Origin of the sequence: Bradyrhizobium sp. 63_E2_N1_3, from assembly GCF_052076005.1 — a bacterium.
Lineage (GTDB): Bacteria > Pseudomonadota > Alphaproteobacteria > Rhizobiales > Xanthobacteraceae > Bradyrhizobium > Bradyrhizobium barranii.
Genome location: NZ_CP197235.1, coordinates 4,119,451 through 4,143,979, shown reverse-complemented (window position 1 = coordinate 4,143,979; position 24,529 = coordinate 4,119,451). Strand labels below are relative to the sequence as shown.

Annotated in this window: 24 protein-coding genes and 4 pseudogenes; 17 read left to right on the top strand and 11 right to left on the bottom strand. The window is 59.3% G+C overall.

Going from position 1 to position 24,529, the window contains the following annotated elements; all coding sequences use genetic code 11:
• Positions 1-67 precede the first annotated feature (67 nt).
• The 3 genes and pseudogenes from AB7531_RS19670 to AB7531_RS19660 all read left to right on the top strand — a co-directional run bounded on the left by AB7531_RS19670 (position 68) and on the right by AB7531_RS19660 (position 1,905).
• Positions 68-349: a c-type cytochrome gene (locus AB7531_RS19670; RefSeq protein WP_063982906.1), complete on the top strand. Its 282-nt coding sequence runs from the start codon at positions 68-70 to the stop codon at positions 347-349.
• 487 nt (positions 350-836) lie between these two features.
• A pseudogene (locus AB7531_RS19665) lies at positions 837-1,117 on the top strand (tyrosine-type recombinase/integrase); the annotation flags it as partial.
• Positions 1,118-1,674: 557 nt separating this feature from the next.
• Positions 1,675-1,905 carry a hypothetical protein gene (locus tag AB7531_RS19660; protein WP_135217208.1) on the top strand — a complete coding sequence of 77 codons (231 nt, stop codon included), beginning with the start codon at positions 1,675-1,677 and terminating at the stop codon, positions 1,903-1,905.
• A 139-nt stretch (positions 1,906-2,044) separates the two neighbouring features.
• On the opposite strand, the gene AB7531_RS19655 is transcribed toward AB7531_RS19660, so the two are convergent.
• Positions 2,045-3,379, bottom strand: coding sequence for an IS5 family transposase (locus AB7531_RS19655; RefSeq protein ID WP_063982113.1), 1,335 nt, complete (start codon positions 3,377-3,379; stop codon positions 2,045-2,047).
• 934 nt (positions 3,380-4,313) lie between these two features.
• Between AB7531_RS19655 and AB7531_RS19650 the strand changes: the two genes are divergently transcribed.
• A complete protein-coding gene (locus AB7531_RS19650; protein ID WP_135217207.1) occupies positions 4,314-4,601 on the top strand; it encodes a hypothetical protein in 288 nt (95 codons plus the stop codon).
• Between the two features lie 514 nt (positions 4,602-5,115).
• Here AB7531_RS19650 and AB7531_RS19645 read toward each other — a convergent pair.
• The 3 genes from AB7531_RS19645 to AB7531_RS19635 form a co-directional block, all read right to left on the bottom strand.
• Positions 5,116-5,310: a hypothetical protein gene (locus AB7531_RS19645; protein ID WP_084795114.1), complete on the bottom strand. Its 195-nt coding sequence runs from the start codon at positions 5,308-5,310 to the stop codon at positions 5,116-5,118.
• Between the two features lie 658 nt (positions 5,311-5,968).
• Entirely contained in the window at positions 5,969-7,132 is a 1,164-nt protein-coding gene (locus AB7531_RS19640; RefSeq protein ID WP_063982901.1) for a sensor histidine kinase, read from the bottom strand.
• 449 nt (positions 7,133-7,581) lie between these two features.
• On the bottom strand, positions 7,582-7,824 hold the full coding sequence (locus AB7531_RS19635) for a DUF6894 family protein (RefSeq protein WP_135217204.1): 243 nt from the start codon (positions 7,822-7,824) through the stop codon (positions 7,582-7,584).
• Positions 7,825-8,399: 575 nt separating this feature from the next.
• On the opposite strand from AB7531_RS19635, the pseudogene AB7531_RS19630 reads away from it, so the two are divergent.
• The 5 genes and pseudogenes from AB7531_RS19630 (at position 8,400) to AB7531_RS19610 (ending at position 12,712) form a co-directional block, all read left to right on the top strand.
• Positions 8,400-8,752: pseudogene (locus AB7531_RS19630) on the top strand (hypothetical protein).
• Between the two features lie 1,173 nt (positions 8,753-9,925).
• Positions 9,926-10,888 carry a DUF3618 domain-containing protein gene (locus AB7531_RS19625; RefSeq protein ID WP_441280040.1) on the top strand — a complete coding sequence of 321 codons (963 nt, stop codon included), beginning with the start codon at positions 9,926-9,928 and terminating at the stop codon, positions 10,886-10,888.
• A gap of 11 nt (positions 10,889-10,899) precedes the next feature.
• A complete protein-coding gene (locus AB7531_RS19620; RefSeq protein ID WP_441280039.1) occupies positions 10,900-11,559 on the top strand; it encodes a hypothetical protein in 660 nt (219 codons plus the stop codon).
• On the top strand, positions 11,556-11,972 hold the full coding sequence (locus tag AB7531_RS19615; RefSeq protein WP_441280038.1) for a phage holin family protein: 417 nt from the start codon (positions 11,556-11,558) through the stop codon (positions 11,970-11,972). Before AB7531_RS19620 ends, AB7531_RS19615 begins: the two co-directional genes overlap by 4 nt.
• On the top strand, positions 11,969-12,712 hold the full coding sequence (locus AB7531_RS19610) for a hypothetical protein (protein ID WP_354102939.1): 744 nt from the start codon (positions 11,969-11,971) through the stop codon (positions 12,710-12,712). Before AB7531_RS19615 ends, AB7531_RS19610 begins: the two co-directional genes overlap by 4 nt.
• 52 nt (positions 12,713-12,764) lie before the next feature.
• On the opposite strand, the gene AB7531_RS19605 is transcribed toward AB7531_RS19610, so the two are convergent.
• The 3 genes from AB7531_RS19605 to AB7531_RS19595 all read right to left on the bottom strand — a co-directional run bounded on the left by AB7531_RS19605 (position 12,765) and on the right by AB7531_RS19595 (position 14,071).
• Positions 12,765-13,028: a GlsB/YeaQ/YmgE family stress response membrane protein gene (locus AB7531_RS19605; RefSeq protein WP_063982895.1), complete on the bottom strand. Its 264-nt coding sequence runs from the start codon at positions 13,026-13,028 to the stop codon at positions 12,765-12,767.
• 40 nt (positions 13,029-13,068) lie between these two features.
• Complete coding sequence (locus AB7531_RS19600; RefSeq protein ID WP_063982894.1) at positions 13,069-13,524, bottom strand: YidB family protein; 456 nt, start codon at positions 13,522-13,524, stop codon at positions 13,069-13,071.
• Between the two features lie 232 nt (positions 13,525-13,756).
• Entirely contained in the window at positions 13,757-14,071 is a 315-nt protein-coding gene (locus tag AB7531_RS19595) for a low affinity iron permease family protein (RefSeq protein WP_063982893.1), read from the bottom strand.
• A 53-nt stretch (positions 14,072-14,124) separates the two neighbouring features.
• Between AB7531_RS19595 and AB7531_RS19590 the strand changes: the two genes are divergently transcribed.
• Both AB7531_RS19590 and AB7531_RS19585 read left to right on the top strand, forming a co-directional pair.
• Complete coding sequence (locus AB7531_RS19590) at positions 14,125-14,349, top strand: DUF2934 domain-containing protein (RefSeq protein WP_354122454.1); 225 nt, start codon at positions 14,125-14,127, stop codon at positions 14,347-14,349.
• Positions 14,350-14,397: 48 nt separating this feature from the next.
• On the top strand, positions 14,398-14,844 hold the full coding sequence (locus AB7531_RS19585) for a formate dehydrogenase accessory sulfurtransferase FdhD (RefSeq protein ID WP_256376403.1): 447 nt from the start codon (positions 14,398-14,400) through the stop codon (positions 14,842-14,844).
• A gap of 181 nt (positions 14,845-15,025) precedes the next feature.
• Here the strand turns inward: AB7531_RS19585 and AB7531_RS19580 are convergent, their stop codons facing one another.
• Together AB7531_RS19580 and AB7531_RS19575 are read right to left on the bottom strand one after the other, a co-directional pair.
• On the bottom strand, positions 15,026-15,328 hold the full coding sequence (locus AB7531_RS19580) for a hypothetical protein (protein WP_063982891.1): 303 nt from the start codon (positions 15,326-15,328) through the stop codon (positions 15,026-15,028).
• A gap of 23 nt (positions 15,329-15,351) precedes the next feature.
• Positions 15,352-16,125, bottom strand: a complete 774-nt coding sequence (locus tag AB7531_RS19575; protein WP_441280037.1) for an SDR family NAD(P)-dependent oxidoreductase — start codon at positions 16,123-16,125, stop codon at positions 15,352-15,354.
• A gap of 136 nt (positions 16,126-16,261) precedes the next feature.
• Between AB7531_RS19575 and AB7531_RS19570 the strand changes: the two are divergent.
• From AB7531_RS19570 to AB7531_RS19545, 6 genes and pseudogenes are all read left to right on the top strand, one after another.
• Positions 16,262-17,439, top strand: a pseudogene (locus AB7531_RS19570) (zinc-dependent alcohol dehydrogenase).
• 26 nt (positions 17,440-17,465) lie between these two features.
• On the top strand, positions 17,466-18,740 hold the full coding sequence (locus tag AB7531_RS19565) for a hypothetical protein (protein ID WP_354102943.1): 1,275 nt from the start codon (positions 17,466-17,468) through the stop codon (positions 18,738-18,740).
• 520 nt (positions 18,741-19,260) lie between these two features.
• Positions 19,261-19,749: a YciE/YciF ferroxidase family protein gene (locus tag AB7531_RS19560; RefSeq protein WP_038935021.1), complete on the top strand. Its 489-nt coding sequence runs from the start codon at positions 19,261-19,263 to the stop codon at positions 19,747-19,749.
• Between the two features lie 93 nt (positions 19,750-19,842).
• Entirely contained in the window at positions 19,843-20,016 is a 174-nt protein-coding gene (locus AB7531_RS19555) for a hypothetical protein (RefSeq protein WP_187387680.1), read from the top strand.
• Between the two features lie 34 nt (positions 20,017-20,050).
• The gene (locus AB7531_RS19550; RefSeq protein WP_371494812.1) at positions 20,051-20,287 is read left to right on the top strand and encodes a PQ-loop domain-containing transporter; all 237 of its coding nucleotides are present in this window, start codon (positions 20,051-20,053) and stop codon (positions 20,285-20,287) included.
• A 96-nt stretch (positions 20,288-20,383) separates the two neighbouring features.
• Positions 20,384-21,247 carry a transglutaminase family protein gene (locus AB7531_RS19545; protein ID WP_063982887.1) on the top strand — a complete coding sequence of 288 codons (864 nt, stop codon included), beginning with the start codon at positions 20,384-20,386 and terminating at the stop codon, positions 21,245-21,247.
• Positions 21,248-21,924: 677 nt separating this feature from the next.
• Here the strand turns inward: AB7531_RS19545 and AB7531_RS19540 are convergent.
• Both AB7531_RS19540 and AB7531_RS19535 read right to left on the bottom strand, forming a co-directional pair.
• A pseudogene (locus AB7531_RS19540) lies at positions 21,925-22,955 on the bottom strand (ATP-dependent DNA ligase).
• Between the two features lie 35 nt (positions 22,956-22,990).
• The gene (locus AB7531_RS19535; RefSeq protein ID WP_231142108.1) at positions 22,991-24,496 is read right to left on the bottom strand and encodes an FAD-dependent oxidoreductase; all 1,506 of its coding nucleotides are present in this window, start codon (positions 24,494-24,496) and stop codon (positions 22,991-22,993) included.
• Positions 24,497-24,529: the final 33 nt, after the last annotated feature.

Sequence of the window (24,529 nt, the reverse complement as noted above, 5' to 3'; positions counted from 1 at the left end):
GGCATATGCCCAACGCTGGAAAGGTTATTTGAGTGTGGAACAATCTAATCGAATTCGCTGCGTCTTGATGGTGTGCGCGACAATCACCACGACTTCGACCTTCGCGGCTAACCCTGATCAAGGCGAAAATCTCGTCAAACGATGGTGCGCAGGCTGCCATCTTGTCGCAGCCGATCAGAAGGGCGCGAGAGCCGACGCTCCAACGTTCGCGTCCATCGCAGCGAGGCCGGATTTCGACCCCGCCAAGCTAGCGTTCTTCTTGCTCGATCCACACCCGAAGATGCCTAATATGCAGCTCAGCAGGGATGAAGCGTCAGATATCGCCGCCTATATCGGGACACTCAAGTAGCAGCAGAAAACACGCCGCCGACGCGGAGCACGCGCGATCCCGAACGTTCCGCGCTTGATGACCAACAAAGTGTGGTCGAGTTCAAGAAGTCCGCAGCGCGCCCATCTGCTGCCGAAGATTGGTCTACTGTACACCCACCATGTGCGGTCAGCGACGCAATTTGATGCCTTGAAAGAGCCAAACGGTCCCTTTGCCTGAACAATCGACGTCTGTTCTGGGTCAATCTTGTCGGTTTTCCCGCGAGCCGCTGACTTCCGCTCTAGCCTGATAAGCGGACTCGTCAGATCGGACCGGCATGTCTCAAACGGGCCATTAGCGGAACAGTCGCGCTCTCGCTATTTGGAAGGCTTCTTGGTCCAAAGGCGGGTATGTTGCCATTTGCAAGGCAGGCCCTGTTCCCGCGGGATGGTTCTATGGACGCGAAGTCAGCCGCACGATTTAAACAGCACGTAGAGCGAGTCATTGAGGAGTTATCCTTGGCGCTCTGAAGCCAGGAGATCGTCTATTCACGGGCCGCAGAGGGCCGGACCGCAGCCTGACGACACGGCAGTATGCACGCCTGCGATCGGACTGGCTGGCCGGTATAGGATTGGACCCTCACCTGTTCGGAACGCATTCACTCCGACGAACCAAGGCGACGCTCATCTATCGTCGCACCGGCAACTTGCGAGCCGTGCAGCTCCTGTTGGGGCATACAAAAATCGAGAGCACCGCTACCTCGGAATAGAGGTCGATGACGCACTCGCAATAGCAGAACAGGTGGACGTCTGGCTGCCCTGGCAGAGCCGACCTGCCCTGCCCCCCGTTACAGGAGGCTGCGGGCCCGAAACGGAAGTCGCGCTGCGTCATTCAATCACTTCATCGCCCGTGGATAGCCGTCGCACCAATTGCGAACACCACTCTCCAAGTCTCGTCCAATCGATGCCTCGCACAAAAAAAATGGCCCCAGCATCGGCCGGGGGGCATGATGATGCTGGGGCCTCCGGACAGGCTCTGACCTTGTGGGACAGAGACCGTCACCGGAAAGACAAGCCGGGCAGCATCCGGACGTTCCCAGCCCAAGTCTTAATCTCCGCTACTTCATATCTCTTGCCCGAGAGCGCGCGGGATCTAAGCCGCGCCGCCCTCGGGTGCAACTGTCCAGTCCCAGCTGGATTCCGTCGCCGTAGGCAGCCTAAGCGATTCCAACGCTAGGCAGACCTAAGCGACACCTTTTCCACACCACGACGGGCAGTAGCTCGAGCTCGTTCCGCGCCGCCAGGTTTTGACGCAGGTTTTAACGAGTGGCTTCGGGAACGTTCGGTGGTGGCGTTGCTTGGAGAGCAATGACGAGCACGACCGTAGTTCTCATTCCCGGCATGCTGAACGCCCTTCGCCTGGTGCGCGTCTACGGCTTTATGGTCGAGCGCAGAGACGGCCTGTATTACCCCGGCAGCAACCAGCCGGCATGCTCGAAGGCTTTGGCAGAGAAGATGGTTGAAGGCGGCTGGCTGGTGAAATACGGAGAGCGTTATCAACCTACAGAGAAGGGTTGGCACGCAGGAGAAGCCGGTTGAGAAGTTTGGCTGCTGTCCGAGTCGCCAAATGATATCAAACCTGAGAAGGTTCCTGCAAAGGCGTGAGCCCTATCGCTCCTCGCCCTCAAGCCGTTGAGCTTCATTTGTCGTTCGTGAAGAACTGGCGGCGGCGCCCGGCTCAAGCGGTGTTTCGAGCCGGGACGGTCTCGAAGAAGGCTCGGATGATGACACGCAAGAGCTCTGCGAGCCATCGCAGCAGCAGACCGAAGTTATAGCCGGCGGCGGCGAGAACAGCGTTGATGCGGTCGCCGAGGCGTCCCTTGAGATAATTTCTGTCCATGCGGTGCTCGGCCTTGACGTGGCCGATGACAGGCTCGACAGCCGCGCGACGCTTCATCTCGCGACGGATGGAAGCTGTGACGCGGCGGACCTGACCCGAGATCCAGACCCTGAACCGATGCGGGTGGTTGTGACCGCGATATCCTTTGTCGACGTGGATACGGCGAGTCTCCACCCCGGTGAGCTTCTCCATGTCGGCGATTACGGGACCGAGCGTGTGCCCATCGAAGGGATTGCCATGCAGGGCCTTGGCATGGAGCACGAACTGGCCGCCCTTCGGAGACGTCACAGGGGTGGCGATGCTGACCTTGCAGCCGAACTCGTAGGGCGCGCGGGCTTTACCTTTGCCGATGCACTCAACCTCCGGAGCATGTAACGCATAGACCTTCGGACCGCGCTGATGCTGATCCTGGCTGCGCACCTGCTGCGCTAAACCGAGCAACGGGCCGAAGCGAGCTTCCAGCACCGTATCGCCATCAATCTTGCGGCGGATGTCGCGGATGATCCGGCCAAGCCGTGTCCGCAGGAACTTGAGCTGCCGCCGGGCGCGTTTGAACTGGTGGGCGTGGGTATAGCGGCCGGTCATGATGGCGGCGCGCTTGGCCAGGCGCAGATAGCTCTGGCGTAGCGGCACACGGTTGCACTTGGCGAGCCCGACCAGCTTGGTGATTGCTCGATGCAGCAGCCGCGCGTCGGTCGGATGTGCAACCGCCTTGGGCTGCACTGTGGTATCGACGACCACCCGTTCCAGGTCCTTGGGACCGATGGCGCCGGTCTTGTGCGCCACTGAAAGACTTTCCTGGATCAGGGCGACGAGCTGTTCCTCGCCGAGCCGCTGCCGCCAGCGTGTCATCGACGATCGATCGAACGGCAGACGGTGGCAGAAGCTCAATTCGCCGCAGAAGTATTGGTAATAGGGGTTCTCGATCCAGCGAGCGCACAGCACCTCATCTGACAGGTTGTGCATGTGCTTCAAAATGAACAGGCCGGCGACTAGCCGCGTCGGCAAGCCCGGCTGGCCCGACCCTGCTTGGCACACTGAACTGAAGCGCTCATTCAGGATGTTCCAGTCGATCAGCGCTGCCAACCGCACCAGCGGATGACCCATGTCGATGATCTGATCAAGCGCCGGAAGCAACAGGTCTTTCTGGCGATCATCCCTCGGCTTGCTCATCGCATTCCCCAATGTCGACGACGCCGTCAGGGAATCACGAATCGCCCAAAAGCAAAATCCTAAAACGCAAGAAAGCGAGGTCCAACACCCCGCTTTCCTGCAAAATCGAATACTACATCAAGACAAATTCTGCTTATTTCTCAGATCAATCCGCATTCTTCACGGACGACTCATTTCGATAGTTTTGTAGCCATCTCTTCGAGAGCTTCCCGGCCCAGACCGGGGAGGCAGAACTTCGCCTTCTCCAAGGTCGAGGCCGTCATATCCCTCAGGCCTTTAGGGGGTCTTTCTGACGGTTCTCGATCGACGCAGCCGCCCGACGGCAATCTTCGGCGACCTTCAAAAGGCCGACGCGCTCAAGCTCCATGGAAGCTATCGCTGCATGTTCACGGCAAATTCGCTCTAGTCTACGGAATTCCCTTAGCTCTCGGTCCACGTGCCCTCCGCGATGTGAGGCAATGATCACGTCAACGATCGACTGATGAGAAGTGACGATCCGTAAGCTTCCCGTAAGTAAGGCTAAGCAAAACGGGAAAATCAAGCAACTCTTTAGCAGCGCTTAGAAATGGAACCCGAACACCACGGCGCCCTTTAGAAGGCGCCGGTGTGAAACGGCGGGCGATGTCCACACCCACGACAGGCAGTATATCGCGAGCGTTGTTACAGGTCGCAAAAAACGGCCCCAGCACAACTAGATGCCGGAGCCGTTGGAAGCCTTGGCGGTAATGTGGGCGCCAAGGTCTACTAAGGTCTAGGAAGATTCGGCAATCGGGTCTGTATGCCCTCCGACATAGGCGGCGCACTGCTCGCGCTCTCTGAGTGATCGACGCTCCTTAGCTTTTCCACACCCACGACCCGCGGTGGCTCATGCTCGTTCCGAGCCGCTAGGAATCGATAATTTGCAAGGTGCATGCGATGCCGGTTTGATCGAGGCATGCCTCGCCCCGCCAGACGCCACATGCCTACGCATGCCGACGGTCGACCGCGCAAGATCACCATCGGCGAGATGCGGGAGATGGGCGTTCGCGGCGTGCTGATCTATTGCCATTGCGGCCATCACATTGCTCTGGACGCCGACCGCTGGCCTGACAGTGTAAGGCTCTCCGATCTCGAGCCGCGGTTCGTCTGCCGGGGTTGCGGTAATCGCGGCGCCGAGGTTCGGCCGGATTTTGAACGTGGCAACCCGCAGCTCGCAATCATGGGGTACCGAAACACGCAATGACCAAGGGCTGGGGGCGGCTTTTCGAGGAGCCGATCGAGGTGGACGGCCGCAAGCTGGTGACCCAACGCCCTCTTTTACGACCAGTGAGGAGCGACGATTGCAGCCATGCTGAACGCCACAACGCAGGCGGCGGCCAGGGACCACAGTGCTATGGCGATCTCTCTAGGCATGCGTATTGAACGACACTCTGTGGAACGGGTTCCTAAGTGGACGAGACCGCCAACTCAGACGGCCCGACACCAGCCGTAAGTCTAGCGCCGGGCCTAACCGGGCGGCGTCGGGGAAGCCAACCCCGCGGGGCTGTTCACTACCCTACGCTCGCTTTATCGCCCGCACCGTAAATTTCGTGAGAGCTTCAACCGTCCGTTGAGGCTGTAGACCCCTAACTAAGCGGAAGCCCGTGGGCCCTCTCGAGACTGGGCCGCGGGAAACTTTAGGGCCTTGTGCTTGGGGTCCAGGGCCCGCCAGCGCGAACTGCGCATACGAAGAGGCCTCCAACTGGGAGGCCTTAACTTCAGGTGGGGACTCTTAGACCGGGGGACCGCAGCCACTCGCTGATGTGCGAGCCGGTTTCAGCCTGCCGTGCTTTCCTTTCGACGGCTTCGCGCAGATTGCCATGCGGAAGCAATTCGGCTTGTTCATGCAGGCGCTTCGCCTCTTCGGCGAGACGTTCTTCAAGGGATTGGGTTTGCGTGAAATGCCGACGCATGGCGCTGCTCCTATCTAGAGGAGGCGGGAGCGCTAATGGCGTTCTCATCACCGATGAAAGCCAGGGCCGCGCGGTGATAAGGTGGAGGGTGGCACATCTTTGTTCCCCGTGATGGTCAATATTGCTCACCTCCGAGGCCCGCCAGCGTGAACCGGCGGCGAGGAGATCGCCAACTGAGGCGGCCTTACTTCTTTTGCTCGGGATGAAGCGCAGCCCTTTGGACTTGCATCTCCTCAATGAGCTTTTTGATCCCGTCATGTGCTAACTGATCGTTTATTCGAGTCGCATGACGACGGTAGCGCTCGATCTTTCCGTCCAGTTCCTTGCACTTGTCGCACATCATCATTCCGCATTCGCGCTGGATGGGCGGTCCCCAATGACCGTCCTCAAAGTTAGACGGCCAAGCTGTCGATTTTGTTCATCTATCGAATTAGGACACCCCCAAAATCAACTTAGGACACCGGAGCTTAACCACGGACAGCTCCCCTTTTTCAGGGGGACCGTTCAGAGGAACCGCAAGGGCGGCGAATGTTTGAGTCGTCGCTGGCTCGCCGCCGAGCTGGCGGAGCGGCCCCGGCCTACCCCCTCGACCCCTGAAGCCGGGGCCGGCTCTCCGCCCAAGGACAGCCTTGAAGTGCGTAGCCCTGCTCCTGCGAGTTCAACTGCGCGGAAGTCGGAGGGAGAATGTCGTTCCCGTTTGTTCGTTAGAGGCGACAGAAATTTCGCCGCCGTGGGCTTCGACGATTAATTTCGCGATATAGAGACCGAGGCCCAGATGTGTACTGTGCTCAGACTCATCGCTGACGTCCTGGCCGCGCATCCAAGAGTGAAATACTAATTTTTGTGTGTCCGTGGGGATTGGTGAACCCATGTTGTGCACGGCTATTGTGACGGTGTCGGGGTCGTTGCCTACGATCCTCACAGTGATGGGCTGCTCTCGGTCGCCATATTGGGTGGCGTTGCCCATCAGGTTCGACAGCACCTGTCCCAGGCGCGCAGCGTCACACGAGCACGTAGGATCTCCGTCGTGCGTGACCTCAAAATCACGATCCGTGTGGATGGCGCGTAGCTCATCTGCAATCTCCTGACAGAGCGCCACCATGTCGATTTTGGTCTTTACAACTGGGATTTCAGTACCGAAGGACGAGCGCGTGAGATCGAGTAAGTCATTTAAAATTTGTGTCGCCCGGCCGGCCGCCGTCCTAATCTCCGAAACCACCTTTGCCTGTTTCGGATTTGTTATTCCGGATCGCTCCATCCACTGAGCACCCATCGAAACCGCGCCTATGGGGTTGCGCAAATCATGACCCAGCACGCCCAAGAACAAATTGCGGGAGTCATTAATCGTCTTAGTGTAGTGAGCTACCGACTCCGTGACAGCCTGATCAATCGCTTCATTGAATCGCGTGAGGTCTTCAACATCGGTTGCAGCCAGCCCTTGATGATGAGCCACCCATTGCTTCACAACACTTGCGCGAAGCGCCCGGTATTCGGAGACCATCTGGTCGATGTCAAAACCATCGGCAAGGCGAAGAGCGGCATGAACCTCAGCCGCGCTCTCGGAAAACGGATTTTCTGGAGGGCCCACGCCGCGCGATTTATCAAACCTCTCTCGCGCAGTCTGCGCAGATTCGAGGTCGTCTGCAATAAACCCGAGAATATCCACGACATGATCTTGCAAAGCTAGCTTCGTCATCTTGTCGCTGGCCGGCGATATAGTTCGCGCGAAATCGATCCATTCCTTGACGATAGCGGCGTGGTTTTGCCGAATGAAGTCCGCCAGCCGGCGTTCATGCCCTCGTGTCTCACTTGGATTGGTCACAGCCGGCCCCTTTGCGCATGTTGAGTATTCTGCCGTGGTTTCTTTTGTTAAGGTGAAAGCCCGGCATGCTTCGAGTGAGTTCAGAAACGCTTGTTAGCGGCGGCGCAGGCTGAAGAGGTCAATGACCGAAGCCGCCAAACTTAGGCGGCCCTACTCTTTCGGGGCGGGGGGGTGATTGGCGGCCTTCGCTTCCGTCGCCTGTGCGATCAGGATTGCAATTTCGTCCAGTGTTTGCCGGTCGTTGATCCCGAGTGACAATCGTCGATATCGGGCGATCTTATCGTCGTACAGAGTGCACTTTTCACACATGCTTCCGCTCGCATATAGGGCGGGAGCATGAAGCACTCTCAGTCACCGATGGACGCCTCGGACTGGGCGGTGATCTCGGGACCATAAACCAGAACTCGGGTTCCCGACAGAAGGAACACAGCCCGCCAACGGAGGCGGCCTCAATGCCTGCGCCGTTCGACCGCGAATGTGAATTTGAGGTGGAGCACCGGACCGATGTCGTCCCGGACTTCAATCGACATCTGTCGGCCACTGGTCCCTAGGGTGCCGACGGCATCTCGGGCCATATCGGCCAGCGAGCGCGCCGCCTCTTCCTGCACCTTCTCTATGGTTGAGAGCTCCAGACCTTCCTCATCCGGGAAAATCTCGTCACCCTCTCTGATGTCAAAGTAATACCGTCTCATCAGACCAGAACGACGCCGACCTCAAATTGTTCTTTTCGTAAAGCAGGCCATCCATCCCCAAATCAAACTAGGCCACTGAGGCCGGAAGCAGGCCATCACCCCTACCTCTGTTCGTTCCTCGTGAGGGACGCCAGTCTATCCAGTTGACCAGCCAACCCCACATAAGTTCGAGCAATGTTTTTCAGGACGTCGGAGCGATCCTTGGAAATGCCGCTCGCGCCAGAAAGTCTCTTGTAGAGGTCAGCATGTTCTCGGCACTCAGCAATGTTGATCACTGGCTCACCCTCCCTTGTGCCGGCGCGAGTGATAGAGCGCCTTTCCCCGCTGGCTTGCATATACCATGCTTAGGGCCCGTCAAAGATCAGCTTCGGACATTGAAGTACGGCCAGCGCCTAAGGTCGGACACAAGCCAGTGCCCATTTTTGGAATGATGGTCCCAAAGGAACGACGAGCGCGGGGGAATTTTGAGTCATCGCTTGCTCGCCGGCAGAGCTGGCGGAGCGGCCCCGGCCTTAAACCCCTAAGCCCCTGCCAGCCGGGGCCGTCTCTCCGCCGTTGTTGTATCGGAGTAGCGTATGCGTTCCTCGCCCTCGATCGTGCCGGCCGACCGTCTCGACCGCGACATCTATCTGGTGCTTGAAGACTTCGGCGCGCGCGCCGGTTGCGCCTGGCGCGAGACGGATGAGGCTGACACTGACCTCGAGACGATCCTGCAAAATCTCCTGTCCGGCCAGTACGCCTATCCGGTCCGAATTGTATCCTTCAATGCGGTCGAGGGGTGGTCGCGGGATGCGACTACCGAGGTCGCCGACGCACTGGCCCAGCGCGCAACCGACACCGACGCTGAGGTCTCGTCTGCACTACAAGCCTTCACGCCACAAGGCGCTTCGACGTACAGCTGGCGCTGCCCTTGCGCGGGGTCGCCTGACGCCCAGCAAGGAAAAGCCCATGGCCGTTGGTGCCACGACCACGACGTGCGTCAACTGTGACGATCTAGGCTGGGTTTGCGAGAACCACCCGAGCCTCCCCTGGGACGGCCCACGCGCCTGCACCTGTGGCGGCGCTGGCGCGCCCTGCCCGGCCTGCAACGTTGCTGGTGAAGGTGAAGTGCCGCGTATGCCGGAAGGCTTTCGGGTCGAGGTCGACAAGGACGGTCGGCGACACTGAGGTGCCTATCTACGGTGTGAGCGGCCCCAAGCGCCTCCGGGCTGGAGTGGAAGGAGACGCCGGGACCGCCACGACGCACCGGCTCAGGGCCGAGCGCCGGCGGATATTCTCCGCCCCGGGGTTGATCGCAGGCTCTAACAAATGTGTGGTGCCCTGGATTAACTTCACGGATGACAAGCCGGGGCCGTGGAGATGTTCGGACCTTCGGGAAGGCCAAGCGGCGTAAGCCTAGGAAAATCGGCAATCAGCACTGTTCGCTTCCGCACATAACCGCTTGCCACTCCGGTACGGCGTATTCTTTCTTTGGCAGCGTGGCGATGTACTCGCCGGCGTCGAGCAGCGTCGCCAATGCGAAGCGGCCGCCAACTAAGGTGGCCTCATAGCTCCAAGATCAACCAAGCGACGAGCGCGGCGTTAAGAATGCCGACCGCGACAATGCCCGCCTGAAAAGGCCCAGTCTCGATCGCGACCTCGCGGCCAGGACGTCGTTCGTTGAACTCGAAACCGGTCCAGAGCCCGCGCTCCTCGCGGTACCGGGCGTATGCCCGGTAACAACCACAAGGCTCCTGGCTTAGGTGGGAAGCGAATTTGCTCGAAGGCATCTCCGCAAGCCGCGGCAGAATGTCTCGATTTGAGCTGCGATAACTTTAATAAGGCAGGCAGTGCCGCCGATCGTATCGGATCGCTTGTGCCCGCCCGCGCAAGCGCGAGTCCTGCGAGATCCTACGATCGGACGCGACATTCCCCGAGCTCTCCTGTCGGCACGCCACCGCTGCTCCGAGGTTGTTTTCTTCACCACCAAAGTCTTGCGCGCAGCGGAGAGTTTGGCCGGCGGCACGTCATCCTTGCTCAGCTAGGAACGATTCAACAAAGCGTGTGTTCGTCCTTAGATCCAAGAAATGAAGCACAAGAAATAAAGCAAGAGGGTGAAGCGATGGCGCGATCAGTGGAGGAGTTGAGGCATGAGTCCGAACGCAGCCGCGCAGAGCTGGCAGCTACGGTAGGGCGACTAAGGGACCAGATATCGGACACCGCCGAGGACATCCGCCACAAGGTCTCGCCGCAGCACATTAAATCCGAAGTCTCCGAATACGTCAGCCACAAGACCCACAGCTGGATTGAAGGGCTCAAACAGCAGATCATGGACAATCCCATGCGCGCAGTGGCCGCGGGCGCTGCAGTAGGAATTCCGCTGCTGCGATTGGCGCGAGGTGTCCCGTTGCCACTTCTGATGATCGGCGCCGGACTTGCCCTGACCTCGAAGACAGTGCGTGATCGCGCTGCGGACGCGTCCGGTCCGGTAATGGATAGAGCGGGGGAAATGCTCGAGGAGTTGGCGGAGGGTGCCCGTGCCATGCAGGGCGACGCGACGGAAAAGCTATCCTCTGCTCGAAGCCGAGCCGCTGGCATGGCTGGAGACGCACGAGATCGGGCCGCCGGCCTTGCGGATGACCTGCGAACAGGCGCAACAAAGGCTGCCAGTTTCGCAGGTGAAGAACTCAAGAGGGGCATCGACGCAGCCAAGGACGCGGCGGCGAACACGCCTGACCAGGCCCGTCAGACCATCGGCGACAACGCTGCTCTCATCGGAGGCCTGGGCATCGCGATCGGCGCCATCATCGCGGCGGCTCTTCCCGAGACCAAGGCTGAAGGCAAGGTGATCGGTCGGGCGAGCGATGGCGTGAAGCAGGCTGCGGCCGCTGCGGCGCAATCCGGATTCGAGGCGGCGAAAGAGGCGACCACGTCTGCAGCCGACGCGGCGGCGCAAAAGGTCGCAGAGGCCGATCTCGGCACCCACGCCAGTCGTATGACGCGGAACGTGGCGGACACTCTGAAAGAGGCTGCGGACGACGTCGTCGAAGCCGCCTTTAGCTCCTCTCAAAACACCAACACCTGAAGGAAACCATCATGAGCGATGTGGACCCGAACAACATCACGCAGTTCGCACCAAACCGGGACCGGGGCCCCTCGAAGGATCTGAAGGAACAGATCGGTGAGGCCGGCGCAGAGATGAAGCAGCGCGCTGGCGATGCCTTGCAAGCAACGGCCGATCTCGCGCGGGACAAGTTCAGTGAAGCGGCGGATGCAGCCAAAGGGGTGACGGAAGGGACTGTGGACCAGATCCAAAGCCAAGCCCGCGAGCAGCAGCGGTCGGGCGCAGATTTCGTTGAACGCCTCGCAGGCAACATGCGAGAAGCCGGCCGAGCATTCGAGAGCGACGTACCGTTCGCTGCACGCGGCATCGGTTCTGCTGCCGACTATGTCGAAGAAGCCGCTCAGAAGATCCGCGACGGGAGCTTCCGGGATCTCGTCGAAGGCGCAACTGATTTCGCCAAGCGTCAGCCCGCGGCCTTTCTCGGAATATCCGTGCTGGCAGGCTTCGCAGCGCTCCGCTTTTTAAAAGCGTCCGGCGAGCAATCCTCATCATCGAAGCGGAGCGGCACAGTGAATAAATCGTCGTCGGAAGCCGTTCAGAAGTCCGGTGCCCCGCCGTTCTCGGCGAGTTCCGCGCCGCCCGGTCCGAGTTCGCAACAGACATCATCCTCACAGGGCAGCGCCGTACCATGAGCATCGAGCACGATATCAAAACCAGCCAGGGCGAGTTTCGGGTCATCTCGACGCTGCTGGGCGATACCATGTCGCAGTTCGCCAAGCTCTTCCAGAACGAAATGGACCTGGCCAAGGCGGAAGTTGGCGACAAGCTTCAGAAACTCGGTGGCGCGCTAGGTTTGATTGCAGGTGGTGCCGTTCTGGTGGTTCCGGCGATCGTCATGGCACTGTTTGCCCTGTCCGCGGCGTTGATCGCCGCAGGATGGTCGCAACCGGTATCGTATCTGACATCGGCGTTCATAGCGGCGGTAATCGCGGCCTTGTTCTTTGCAGTCGGCATCAACCGGCTTGATGTGCGCAATCTGGCACCTCGAGAAACGATCGGCCAGCTTGAAAAGGATAAGGACACCATGAAAGGAATGGTGCAATGAGCAATACAAAGAGCGGTTTTATCGACAATTTGGTGACGGCGGCCCGGGAAAACCCCCTTGCCGCTGCGCTTATCGGAGGTGGAGCGCTTTGGCTGTTGGCTGGCGACCAGAAGCTGAAGACCGCGACCCGCTCGGCTGTGAATGCAGTTTCGCCCGTGGCCGGTGCTGGGACGAGTACTCTCAGGTCGGCAGCGTCGGCTGTTAAGCAGACTGTGGCGCCTCCAACGGCACCTGAGATGGACGACGAGGGATCGCTGGGCGTCGGAGAAACTTTGCCCGGCGCCACCGCTGCGGCTTCCGATGCATTCTCAGGAGCTGTCGACAGCGTTCAGGATCGGTTCGACGAGGGCGTCGCCTTCTTGCAGGAGAACTTTGGCAAGCTCGGCAATGCGCTTTCAGATAAGGAAACGTTCACCAGTGCGCAATCCTCACTAACTGAGTTGCTTGAACGACAACCGCTGGTGCTGGGGGTTGTGGGCATGGCGATCGGTGCAGCAGTCGCAGGCGCGTTTCGCGCTTCCGAAATCGAGAACGAATATATCGGCAAAGTCGCCGACGAAATGAAGGCCGACCTTAATCGTCGTGCCGGCGCGGTATCGCAGGCCTTGCGCGAAGCCTCAGATACAGTGATCGCAGAAGTCGGCGACAAAGGTGCCGAAGCCTTGGATAGGGTAAAGCAAGCCGGCAAGGATGCCGCCGAGGCAGCCACCGCCAAAGTAAGGTCCCCCCAGCCGGGCTAAAGTTGCGGGAGTGAACGGAGTTCGCCAAGATTGGCACCCCTGAGCTGTCCTCTCAGATTGCGCGCCGTTGTCTGCCGACCACCAAGCCATAGACAAATAGCACTATTACCGCGCCGACCACGGCGCCTATCAACCCTGAGCCTTCGCCAGGATGATACCAGCCAAGGGCTTGCCCAAGGTAAGTCGCAACGAAGGCACCAACGATCCCGAGGATGGTCGTTAGGATGAACCCGGCTGGTTCGTTGTCCCCCGGCATGATGAACTTGGCTATCACCCCGGCGATGAAGCCAATAACGATGGTCCAAAGAATGCTCATTCCTCATTCCTCTCAAAAGCGACGTGGCGGCAGTTCAAGACTATGAACTGGGTAGGCGTCCCTCCGGCGTATACTTGTCGACTGCTGAGGGGAGCTCCCGGGATAACCTTGCGAGAATCTCCTCTTGAGAAAGCCCGGTCTCCAGTTCAAGCTTCTCCAACACGTCTGGGCCTATTGCTTCCCTCAGCTGCGGAGGCGAAATGTCCTTATTGGGCCCTGTGCTGATCCAGGACTGAGCTACGTCACCGCGGCCATTCTGATTGAATTTCTCCAGCAGCTCGCCCATCCCTCCTTGAAGCAGTCCGCTGACTCCGGCCCCGCTGAGCATGCCCGTAAGATTGCGGAGCAGCCCACCAAGCGGCTGTTGAGAACTAGGGGGTTCTAACGACCCCGCTCCCGGGCCCTTTAGCAACTCCGCCAGCTTGTCTCGATTCTGATATCCGGCAATGGCGAGCAGTCCTAAAAGCGCAGTCATGGACGGCATTCCGCGGGTCATTTTGCAACTCCGTGATAAGGGTTAGACAGCTCGAACTCTGACGCATCGGTTCTGTTCCTAGGCACGCGAACGCAGCCTACCGCCGGAAGTCGAGGCCGAAGCCGCCTACTCCTCCCAAGTCGGTGCGGCTCAAGCGCTAGCGGCGCACTGCAGCCTGACAGAATCGATTTGCTTAACAGTGTTGATTTCCGCACCGTTGGAGCTTGTGCGTTCGGCCTCTCGACGCGAAACCTCAAGAAGCCTTGACGTGAGCGCGTTCTTCCTCGGCGTCCTTCTTGTCGACATCCATTAGATCGGCATCGGCATCCCCGACAGCCTTCAGGAGCTCGTCGAGTTTGGCATGAATGGCCTGAGTATCGCGATGCTCGGCGCGCTGGATGAGAAGGGTCATTCCCCAGGTTGCGAGCGTGGCGATCGAATGCCATTCCAGTCCGCTTCCCAGCACGAGCCAGCAAGCCCCGTAGGCCAGGAATACAACGAATGCCGCAGGCCGCGACGTCGCCACGCCGATTTTGATTAGCCAGCCTCTGATATCGGCAAGTGACATGTCAGCCAACGTGAGCGTGTCGGACCCGTTCCACGACCGTTAACTGCGAGACGATGTTCTCGGCCGGCAGCCTTGGAACCTGTCGTCCGCTGCAGCCGTGCCAACGACAACGAACGGTGCGTGCAATGGCGGGATTGAGTGCGGAAGACATTTGCAACAGGGCCTATCATCTTTGGCAGGCTGGCGAACCCGCAGGGGAGATGGACACCTTCTGGTACAAGGCGGAAGCCGAGTTGCTGGCCGAGTGTGTCGAACAGAGTGGGTCCCCCCGGGGATGACGGACAATCTGCGGGCTTGATGACCGGCTCTCGAACCGGTCGCCGACGGTGTCTCGCGCGACAAGTCCCACATACCTGCATGGCGTCCGCCCAGGAACCATCGCGCCATTGCGACGTCGATTCTTCGTTGAGGGAGGATCGTCGCAGGGCTCGCAGTCGAGGTGCCAGACGAATGCACGCGGTGGTCGGCGCCGATTGTCGCGACCAGGGTGGCGACGTACTGCCCGCACACTTGCTGAAGAGACCCCCGTAACCGTAGCGTACAACGGAACGACGCTTGCCGTCGTGATGGCGACACCTGCCGATCACATCGATCTCGCCCTTGGGTTCAGCCTGACGGAGGGAATTCTTGCCGCGCCGTCCGAGATCGAGGACTTGGACATCGTCCGACACGAGGACAGTGTGGAGCTGCGGGTGTTGCTCACGTCGGACCGGGGCGACCGCCTTTCGGCGCGGCGCCGGCGGCTGGTTGGCCCGACGGGTTGCGGCCTCTGAAGGATCGAAAGCTTGGCCGTCGGATAAAGGCTCGGGCCGCCCTCGACGTCGAGATCCAGTCCTTCGTAGCGGGTCGTGCGCCGATACGCCGAAGGTGGAATACTATGACTCCTCGGCCTAGACAGAGTGCGAGAAGCCGGTGACACCGACCTCTCGCGCTCGACCTAGGAGTTTTTCCCGCCTAGCAATCGTTGTCGCGGGTGCCGGTAGTCGCCTTCGACTGTTCAGCTGCCGTCGGCTGGCTTTGCATCTGGCGCTGGGCGTCCTGCGACGAGGTCGCGGTGTTCTCGCTCGCCTTGTTCATGGCTGAAGTTGGCGAATGCTCCTTGGCGCTTGGCGAGGCGGTTCCCGTGGTCGTACTCGCTTGGCCCGTCGTGACCGGCCCAGAGCCGGCATCGCGGTTGGCTGTATTGCAGGGGCCGCCGAAGGCGATAGTTGAGCTGACGGCCAAGACGGCGCCAACCAGCATTGATTTCGTGAGCATGACAATTTCCTCCTGTTTGCCGGCTAGTGCTTGGCGGAGCCGGGTTCCGCCATTTTGCGATGCTGTTTCGCGAGCGTCTCCGCAGGCGTCACGTTTGCCACTGCAGACTGGATCTTGTTCTTGACGCCGGTGACAACATCGCCCTCTCCTTTCATCATGGCGACGAAGCCCTGGCGCGCGACCATGGCGGGATCGTCTTTCTCCCCTGAGCCCACCTTGGTGTCGAGCATGTCGGCGCGCTTCAAAAACTCGGTCTCGGTCGCGCTCGGCATGAGGCAGGTCACGCTGATTTCAGTATCGCGAAGCTCCTCGCGAAGCGCAAACGACAGCGAATTCAGATAGGCCTTCGACGCGTTGTACACGGCCTGGAAGCTGCCGGGCGTAAAGCCGGCAATCGAGCCCATGATCAAAATGCGACCCTGATTGCGCTGGCGCATGTCGTTTCCGAGCTGATGCAGCAGACAAGTCGTCCAGGTCACATTCGTGCCGATGACATCGCGAATGCGGGCGAGGTCCTGATCGAGAAACGGATGCCCAAGTCCACGCCCGGCATTCGCCGTGAGCACGGCGATCGGACGGCCCCTGACGGCCGCGTGGAGCTTGTCGACGCCTTCCTGCTTGGCGGGGTCGAGGTGGAGCGCCTCGACGACCTCCGCGCCAGGCTCACGACGCAGGTCGGCGGCCGCCTTTTCAATATCCACCTCGTCTGCGGCAATCAGAAGGTCATACCCTTCGGGCGGGCATATGCGCGCAAACTCGTAACCGATCCCCGTCGATGCGCCGGTCACGATTGCCAATTGCCTGTCCACCTCGGCTCTCCGCTATCTCCCAAGTTGCCTTTCCAATCGCGCTAGGCGGCCGCCGTTCCTAACCCGATAGGAACTTCGAGACGCAATCAAGCTTAGCCGTCATCATTCGCTCGGAGTTCCCTACATGAAAGCTCTCACCTGGCACGGCAAAGGCGACATCCGGTGCGAGACCGTGCCGGATCCCAAGATCGAGCATGGACGCGACGCCATCATCAAGGTGACTGCCTGCGCGATCTGCGGTTCGGACCTGCATCTGCTCGACGGCGTCATGCCGAGCATGGAAGAAGGGGACGTGGTGGGCCACGAGACGATGGGCGAGGTCGTCGACGTCGGCAAAGGCAATACCAAGCTCAAGGTCGGCGACCGCGTCGTGGTGCCCTTCACGATCTCCTGTGGTGAATGCTTCTTCTGCAAGAACGGCTTCTACTCCGGATGCGAGCGGTCCAACCCCAACGCCAAGATGGCCGAGAAGATGTGGGGGCATTCTCCGGCCGGCTTGTTCGGCTATTCGCACATGCTCGGCGGTTTTGCCGGCGGTCAGGCGGAGTACCTGCGCGTGCCCTACTCCGATGTCGGACCTTACAAGGTCCCGGAAGGTCTCACCGATGAACAGGTGCTGTTCCTGTCGGACATCTTTCCGACCGGCTACATGGCCGCCGAGTTCTGCAACATAAAGGGCGGCGAAACAGTGGCTGTCTGGGGATGCGGTCCTGTCGGGCAGTTCGCTATCAAGAGCGCGTTTTTGTTGGGGGCGGAACGCGTGCTAGCGATCGATACCGTTCCTGAACGGTTGGCACTCGCCAGACAATCGGGTGCAATCACACTCGATTTCCAGAGCGACGACATCTACGATCGCATCCAGGAGTTGACCGGCGGGCGCGGCGCGGATGCCTGCATCGACGCCGTCGGCACCGAGCCTGAAACCACTGCCAGCATTGGCTCTGTGATCGACCGGATCAAGGTCGCGACCTTCATGGGAACGGACAGGCCGCATGTTCTTCGACAGGCGATCGAGTGCTGCCGAAATTTCGGCACGGTTTCGATCGTCGGCGTCTATGGCGGGTATCTGGACAAGATTCCTATGGGCAGCGCCATCAATCGCGGCCTCACCTTCCGGATGGCCCAGACCCCCGTCCAGCATTACATGCCGAAGCTTATGGAGCGCATCCAGAAAGGCGAAATCGATCCATCCTTCGTCATCACCCATCGGGCAACACTCGAGGAGGGCCGGAACTCTACAAGACCTTCCGGGACAAGAAGGACGGTTGCATCAAAGTTGTGATGAAGCCTTTCGGAGCCTGACGACTGTCGGCTATCCGAGCAGGATTATGATGGAGAGCACAGACGCGTATTTCGATCGCAAGCTGGAAGAACTGAAGCTTTTGAACAGCTGCCTGGCTGCACCGCTATCACTGGATCGTCCTGGTTCGGTCGACGACGTCATTCGTCGCAAATTTCAGCTAACCGCAGCTCTCAGAGCCGCGCATGAGATGCAGGAGTGGGACGCCACCGAGACCGCATGGGCCGGCAGCGCGCGTCCATTCAGCGGGCCCTTTAAGTTTCGATACGACTATCAACGCGCTGACCTGGCCGTAGAAGGACCGTCATTCTATGCGCTCGATAAGCGCCACGTTCGACAAACGATCTACACGGCTTCGGGAATGGGGGCGATTTCTTCGCTACTCCTCGCACTCTCCAAGTCGATGAAAGGTGGGGAGGTCGTTGCGCTGCCAGGCTCTTACGGGGAAACATTAGAACTGATCGACGGCTATGCGCAGCAATTGCACTTGGTAATCGGGTCGATCGAGAGTTTCTCGACGGACAATGTCTCTCGCAGAGTCCTGCTGCTGGATTCATGCATCGCGTCACGCGATTTCGGCGATGTCGTCAATTGCGGAAAGCTGCATTTCGACCTCATCATCTTCGACACAACATGTTTCACCGGAAGTTCGGGACGTATTGAGCAGGTGGTCAGGTGGTCGAGGCGCCGGGGCGTTCCGCTGATCCTGGTCCGGAGTCACAATAAGTTGGATTCGTTGGGTGCGGAGTACGGGCGGCTAGGTTCCATTACGTTGATCCGCAGCGATTTCGCGACTCAGCGGATACCTCCATCATGCCTCGAAGAGCTTATGGCGGAAACGCGCAACGCCATAAGGCTCCTAGGCAACGCAGCCTTACCCGCGCACTTTCCGCCATTCGTAGGCACATCCTCTTACCGTCACCTGACGAGAAGGCGTATGGCCTCGATCCTTCGTAACGGTCGTTTCTCCTCCCGGCATTTCGCCTTGAGGCTGCGAGGCGTGCCGTCGCAGTTGCAGCCCGTTCACGGACTATACGTCACTTTGGGATCTCGCGAACCTCTCGACGAAGCGGCAGCCCGGCAGGCGGCCGCAGCCATGAGCGAGGAGCTAAGCGAAATCGGCTTTCCGATCCGTCACGCTGGAAGTTTCGGCTTTGATTTTGCCGCGACCGAATGGTTTCACGACCTGACGACCGACCGTTACAGCGTCCGCATCGCCGTGCCTGATCTCCCCTCGAGCCTTTGGATCGCTCTGACGCGAGCGATCGGCGACTGGTGGCTTGCTTCAGTTTCCCGATCCTGAGCGTTAGAGACAATGCTCAGTCAAGGTCAGGCTCGGTATATTGGCTTTTCAATCCTGGACTGGCCTGCACGGGAAGGCCGTTGGGACATAATACAGCATGACCTGGAATGCCCATCACGACCATGACTGACGAACAGTGAGACGAAGCTCTGCCGTGAGGCCGATATCCCGGACAAGTCGGGCGAGCTTCTCGCACGTCAGGGCGCACATGATCTCATCGACGATTTGCGTCAGAAGGCGCAACAACAAGAATTCGTCGTGCGCCTGACCCTAGTTTTCTCTGAGTTGCGCAACGATCCGTTTGCCGAGCATGGGCGAGAGATGCGTAGCGCCTTCGACAACCCGCCAACCTGCATCCCGCTTGCGCATCAGAGGGCAAGCGGCCCCATCGTCAACATCTTTGCAGTTCTTGCGACGTAGGGCGGCTCGCTGAAGCCAGAATCGGCCGGGCTGCTTTTGGCTAGGAACAATCGTCTCAACCTCATGTTGCCGTGCATCAATCCTTTTATGGAGCGTTCCAATGGCCGACAAAGATCTAAATGCGCTTTTCCTCGATACGCTCAAGGATATCTACTACGCCGAAAAACAGATCTATAAGGCTCTGCCGAAGATGGCGAAGGCCGCCAATTCCGATCAACTTCGGGCGGCATTTGAAAAACATCACGATGAGACCGAAGGTCAAATCGTTCGCCTCGAACAGATCTTCGAGCTTCTCGAAAAGCCGGCGCGCGGAAAGAAGTGTGACGCAATCGAAGGCATTCTCGATGAGGGCACCGAGATCATGGACGAGTACAAGGGTGAGCCGGCACTTGATGCCGGGCTCTTGGCTGCCGCTCAAGCGGTCGAGCATTATGAGATATCCAGGTACGGGACGCTTAAGAGCTGGGCCACGAAGCTTGGTATGAAGGATGCGGTCAAGTTGTTGGATCAGACGTTGGCCGAAGAGAAGAAGACCGACGATGCGCTGACAAAGCTTGCTGAGACGGCAGTCAACGCGGAAGCAGCCTGAACCACCCTGTAAGGATCGGGAAGCGCCCGCCCTTCGGACGGCCCTTCCCGGCTCTCCATGCAGCGCTGCGTTTCGATTTAGAAAGACAATCACATGAGTGAAAAGTTCAATCCGGCGCCGACTGACAAACACGCCGCCGATCCCAAGCAGGAAATGCGCCGTGATAAGAAGCAAGACGATGAACTTGAGAGAGGCTTGAAAGACAGCTTTCCGGCTTCTGACCCGGTGAGTAGCACGCAGCCCACAAAGGCCGCGCCTAACGCCTAGTTGGCCTGGTTGGCCGTATGACTTAATCGGATGCATGGCACTTGGCACGTGGGTCGCCCGAACGTCCTCGATGGCCGGGTTTGATTGCTATCTAGTCGGCATACCCGTACTCGCGTCGCTTTCCTATGTGCCGCAGGTCCGCGAGGCGTGGCCAAGCGGGTCCACGGAAGATCTCTCGCTCTTCATGCTCTGGGCGCTGACCCTCGGTCTCGGGTTTTGGATCGTCTACGGTGTTATTCGATTGGATGATCGTCGGCGCGAACGTGATTAGCGCCACGCTCGCGGCCATCGTTTTCTGCTGCAAGATACGGGGTCTCAGGTCGCGAGGCCGCTGTAGAATCCATGGGCCTGACAAACGGAGGCCGAGATGACGGCGATACGAATCCGCCATACGACCACCTATCGTTTTAGAGAGCCAGTACAACTCTCTCCACACCGCCTAATGCTACGCCCTCGCGAAAGCCGCGAATTGCGGCTGATGTCACACATCTTGACGATCACGCCGGACGCTGTGACCAAGTGGGCCCAGGATGTGTTTGGCAACACTGTCGCCCTGATCAACTTTCCAGACACAGCCCCGACGCTCGTTATTGGCAGTGAAGCCGATATTCTTCTCGATGCAGTCGATTGGCCGGTATTCGATATCGCTGCCTCGGCCATTTCATACCCGTTCCGCTACTCCGACGAAGAATGGACCGACCTCGGCGCATTAACTATTGCCCAATACCCTGATCCGGGCGGGCAACTGCAAAACTGGACGAGAGGGTTTATACGTAGCAACCCAACCGATACGCTTTCACTGCTCAAAGACCTGAACGCCGGAGTCGCCCAGCACGTTCGGTACCAAAGCCGTGAAATCGAGGGCACGCAATCTCCCCAGGAGTCACTCGACCGTGGGTGGGGATCGTGCCGCGACTTTGCAGTCTTGTTCGCCGAATCCGCGCGAAAGCTCGGCTTCGGCACGCGGCTCGTCTCCGGCTACCTCCACGACCCGAGCCATCAGCTCCTAGGTTCGGGCGATGCTGGCTCGACCCATGCTTGGGCCGAGGTGTTCCTACCAGGCGCGGGCTGGGTCACCTTCGACCCGACGAATCGCAGCGTCGGTGGTCGAAATCTGATCCCCGTCGCAGTTGCCCGCGATATCAGCCAGTGCATGCCCGTATCAGGAAGCTTCTTTGGCCCAAGCGATGGCTTCTTGAGCATGGGCGTGACTGTCTCGGTCACCGCCTAACGCATCTCCGGATTATTCCACCGATCGATACGTCGAGTGCACGGCATGAGTCGTCCGCGAGTCCAGTATCGGCAGAGTAAATGACAGCGCCTTACTCTTTGGCTTTGAGATCGCAAATTCTGCGTTTCAGGTGGCATGTCATAGTCGTCCACTAGCCTTTCGGTCTGCTCCTTGGCCTCTTCAAGGGATCGACAAGCCGCTAACTATGGCCATCCGGGCCTAGGATGTAGGCGCGACATCCAATCATTCCGGTGGTGCCAGACCGGGCGACCTCAACCACTAGCTCATATGCGCGCCGGTCTCGGCTTGCCTGGCCTTGCGGATTGTGCGCTCCCGTTCGATACGGGTGGGAGCGACTGAGCCTTCTCACGAAGACGCCTTGCCTCTTCTGCAAGGCGTTCCTCAAGGGACATAATTTGCTTGAAACGGCAACGGTGCTGCATAGCGCTGCTCCATTCCTGAGGAAGGCGGGAGCGCTAATGGCGTTCTCATCACCGATAAGAGCCAGGACAAGGCGAGATCGCCCTGATGAACTGCGCCAAGGGGAGGACCGCCGTAGTGCTCGCAATCCAAAAATGTCCGGCGACAACGTCAACAAGCCGGATCGCGCGTTGCTCGCGAGCGCATTATGCCAACGGTAGCGCCCGCTCATTCCGGAGTAACGGTGCGCAACCTCTTTACCGAGACAAACGTCCACCAATCCCGAGCCTGGATAAGAGGGCGCGATCGGCTCTTTGCCTCGCCTGTTCGAACGCGCATTGAGAAGGCTTTTTGTCCGGTCGCCACCTGATGATCGAAGTCCCGTGACGGAAGCGACCGCAGGTGAAATGATCGTAGGACACTTCGACCACATATTTCGGCTTGACCGGCTGCCATTCTGGCGATCGCTTCGTCGACCAGCGACTGGGACCGCCAGGGGCATTTCCTGTAAAGCTCTGAGCTTGCTTGACGGCTTCGAGCTTGTCGGTCAAAGCCGGCTTGTCCTTTGCTTTAATCCCCGACGAGAATCCAACGTGGTGCAGCAACCCGTCGTCATCGTAGAGCCCGAGAAGAATCGACCCGACGACCTGCCGGCCCGCCAGACGGTTTTCGCCGTAGCGAAAGCCGCCGATGACACAGTCCGCACTACGATAACGCTTAATCTTTTGCATACCCTCTCGATTGCCGGCCTGGTATGGAAGGTCGAGGCGCTTCGCGATGACGCCATCGCTTCCACCGCCCGCCGACGGGAGCCAACGTTGGGCATCCCTCAGCTTCGAGCTGGCCGGCGAAAGGCGAAACAGGTTTGCCTTCGAGAAGAAACGAGCGGCGAAATTCTCCAGAAGTGATCGCCGCTTGGCGAGAGGCTCACCCGCCAGATCGCTTCCGCCTTTCAGCAAGAGGTCGAACGCGAGGAACAGGCCGGGCTCTCTGCCACCAATTTCTTCACGCGGCTTGCAGCAGGGTGAATGCGCTGCAACAAATCATCGAATGAGAGTCGACCGCCGGTCGGAACGACGATCTCGCCATCGAGGACAAAGCTTTTTTCGCGGACCGCAAGCGCGCCGGCCATGACTTCGGGAAAGTACCGGTTGAGGTTCTGCCCGGACTACGAATGGATGTCGACTTGCTCGCCCTCCCGCACCAGAAGGCAACGGAAGCCATCCCATTTCGGTTCGTACAGCCATAGCTCGCCGATCGGAATGGCGTCGACCGAACGGGCCTCCATGGCCTCGATTGCGATGCGGCGCTTTTTCACGCCGCTCAGTCTTCCACACGAGCGAGAGGCCCGATGGCAGGAGCGTTGATTGGCTGTCCGTCGACATCGAACATCGATCCATGACAGGGGCAGTCCCAACACGTCTCAAAGCTGTTCCAATGCAGGTGACAACCCACATGCGTGCAACTCGCCGACCTCAGGTGCAGCGCACCTGCCTCGTCTCTAAAGGCTGCAAGTTTTTTCAGTCCACGCCGCACGACCGCGCCTTTGCCAAGCTTGAGATCGTCCAGTGAGTTAATCTCGCCAGGCGCCGCATACTCAGCAAAGCTTTTAAATGCGGTAATGTTCTCAGTCACAAAGTTCTTCGCGGCCTTAAGAGGAACCCGGCCCGGCTCGTAGATGTCTTTCCAGGGGTGATCCTCACCAAAAACGAGGCTCGTATTCAGCATCGCGCCGGCGACACCGTGCGTCAGGCCTTGCCCGGAATCGCCCATCGCGACGTAGATATTCTTGCCGCCGGAATCCCGTCCGATGAAGCCGGCATAATCGATTGTATCGAGCACCTGCCCGGACCAGCGATGCGTCTCTTTGCCGAGGCCGGAAACCAGGCTGCGGGCCCAGGCTTCCAGTCTGTCAAAACGCTCATCAGCGTCGTCTGCCTCTCCGCTTTTGTGATCTTCGCCTCCCACCAGCACATAGTCGGTATTGGCGGGACCGGGCTGCAGGCGGACATAATGGTAGGGATCTTCAGTGTCCCAGTAGAGCGCGTCAGGTATCGCACCGCGCTTGATCTCGAAGGTGATAACATAGGTCCGATAGGGAGCCGTCTTCGTGTGGATGGCAAAGCGGTCGGAGATGGAAGAGTTGGTTGCGACAACGGCATGTTTGGCGCGAATGGCGCCGCGCGCGGCTTTAACCGTCACGACACCATTGTCTTCAGTCACTTCGACGACCGGACTGTCTCGGAAAAAGGTCACGCCATTCTCACTGCAGGCCTTTGCCACCCCGGCCAGGTATTTGAGGGGATGAAAAGTCGCTTGCCGGGGATAGCGCAGAACGTGGCGGCCCTCGCACCCTTTGAGGGACACGCCCATCAGCCGGTGGACGGGAGCTCCGACCTCGCGGACCGCATCCATTTCCTGGTCGATGATATCGGACGGCATGTCCCGCCCCTGAAAGAGATAGCCGTCAAGCCTGCGAAAGTCGCAGTCGATCTTCTCTATCTTCTGGATTTCCTCGATGCGGTCGATGGCAGCCGCCTGGCTGTCGCAAAAGAGCTTTGTCGCCTCGTGCCCCCTGATCTTCGTCATTTCGCTGACGAGATCGTCGCACAAAGGAGCAAGGTGAGCCGACGTCCTCGACGTCATGCCACCGCAAATGCGGCCGCGGTCGATGACAATGACGGACTTGCCGCGCTGGCAAAGCTCATACGCCGTTGATATCCCGGCGATCCCGGAGCCAATCACGGCGACGTCGCACTCCTGCGCGCCATCGAGCACGCGCGCATCAGGTGCGACGTCAATATCCATCCAGAGCGATTTGCTGGTCATATGTTCTCCAAACACGTGAGAACGTTCCCATGT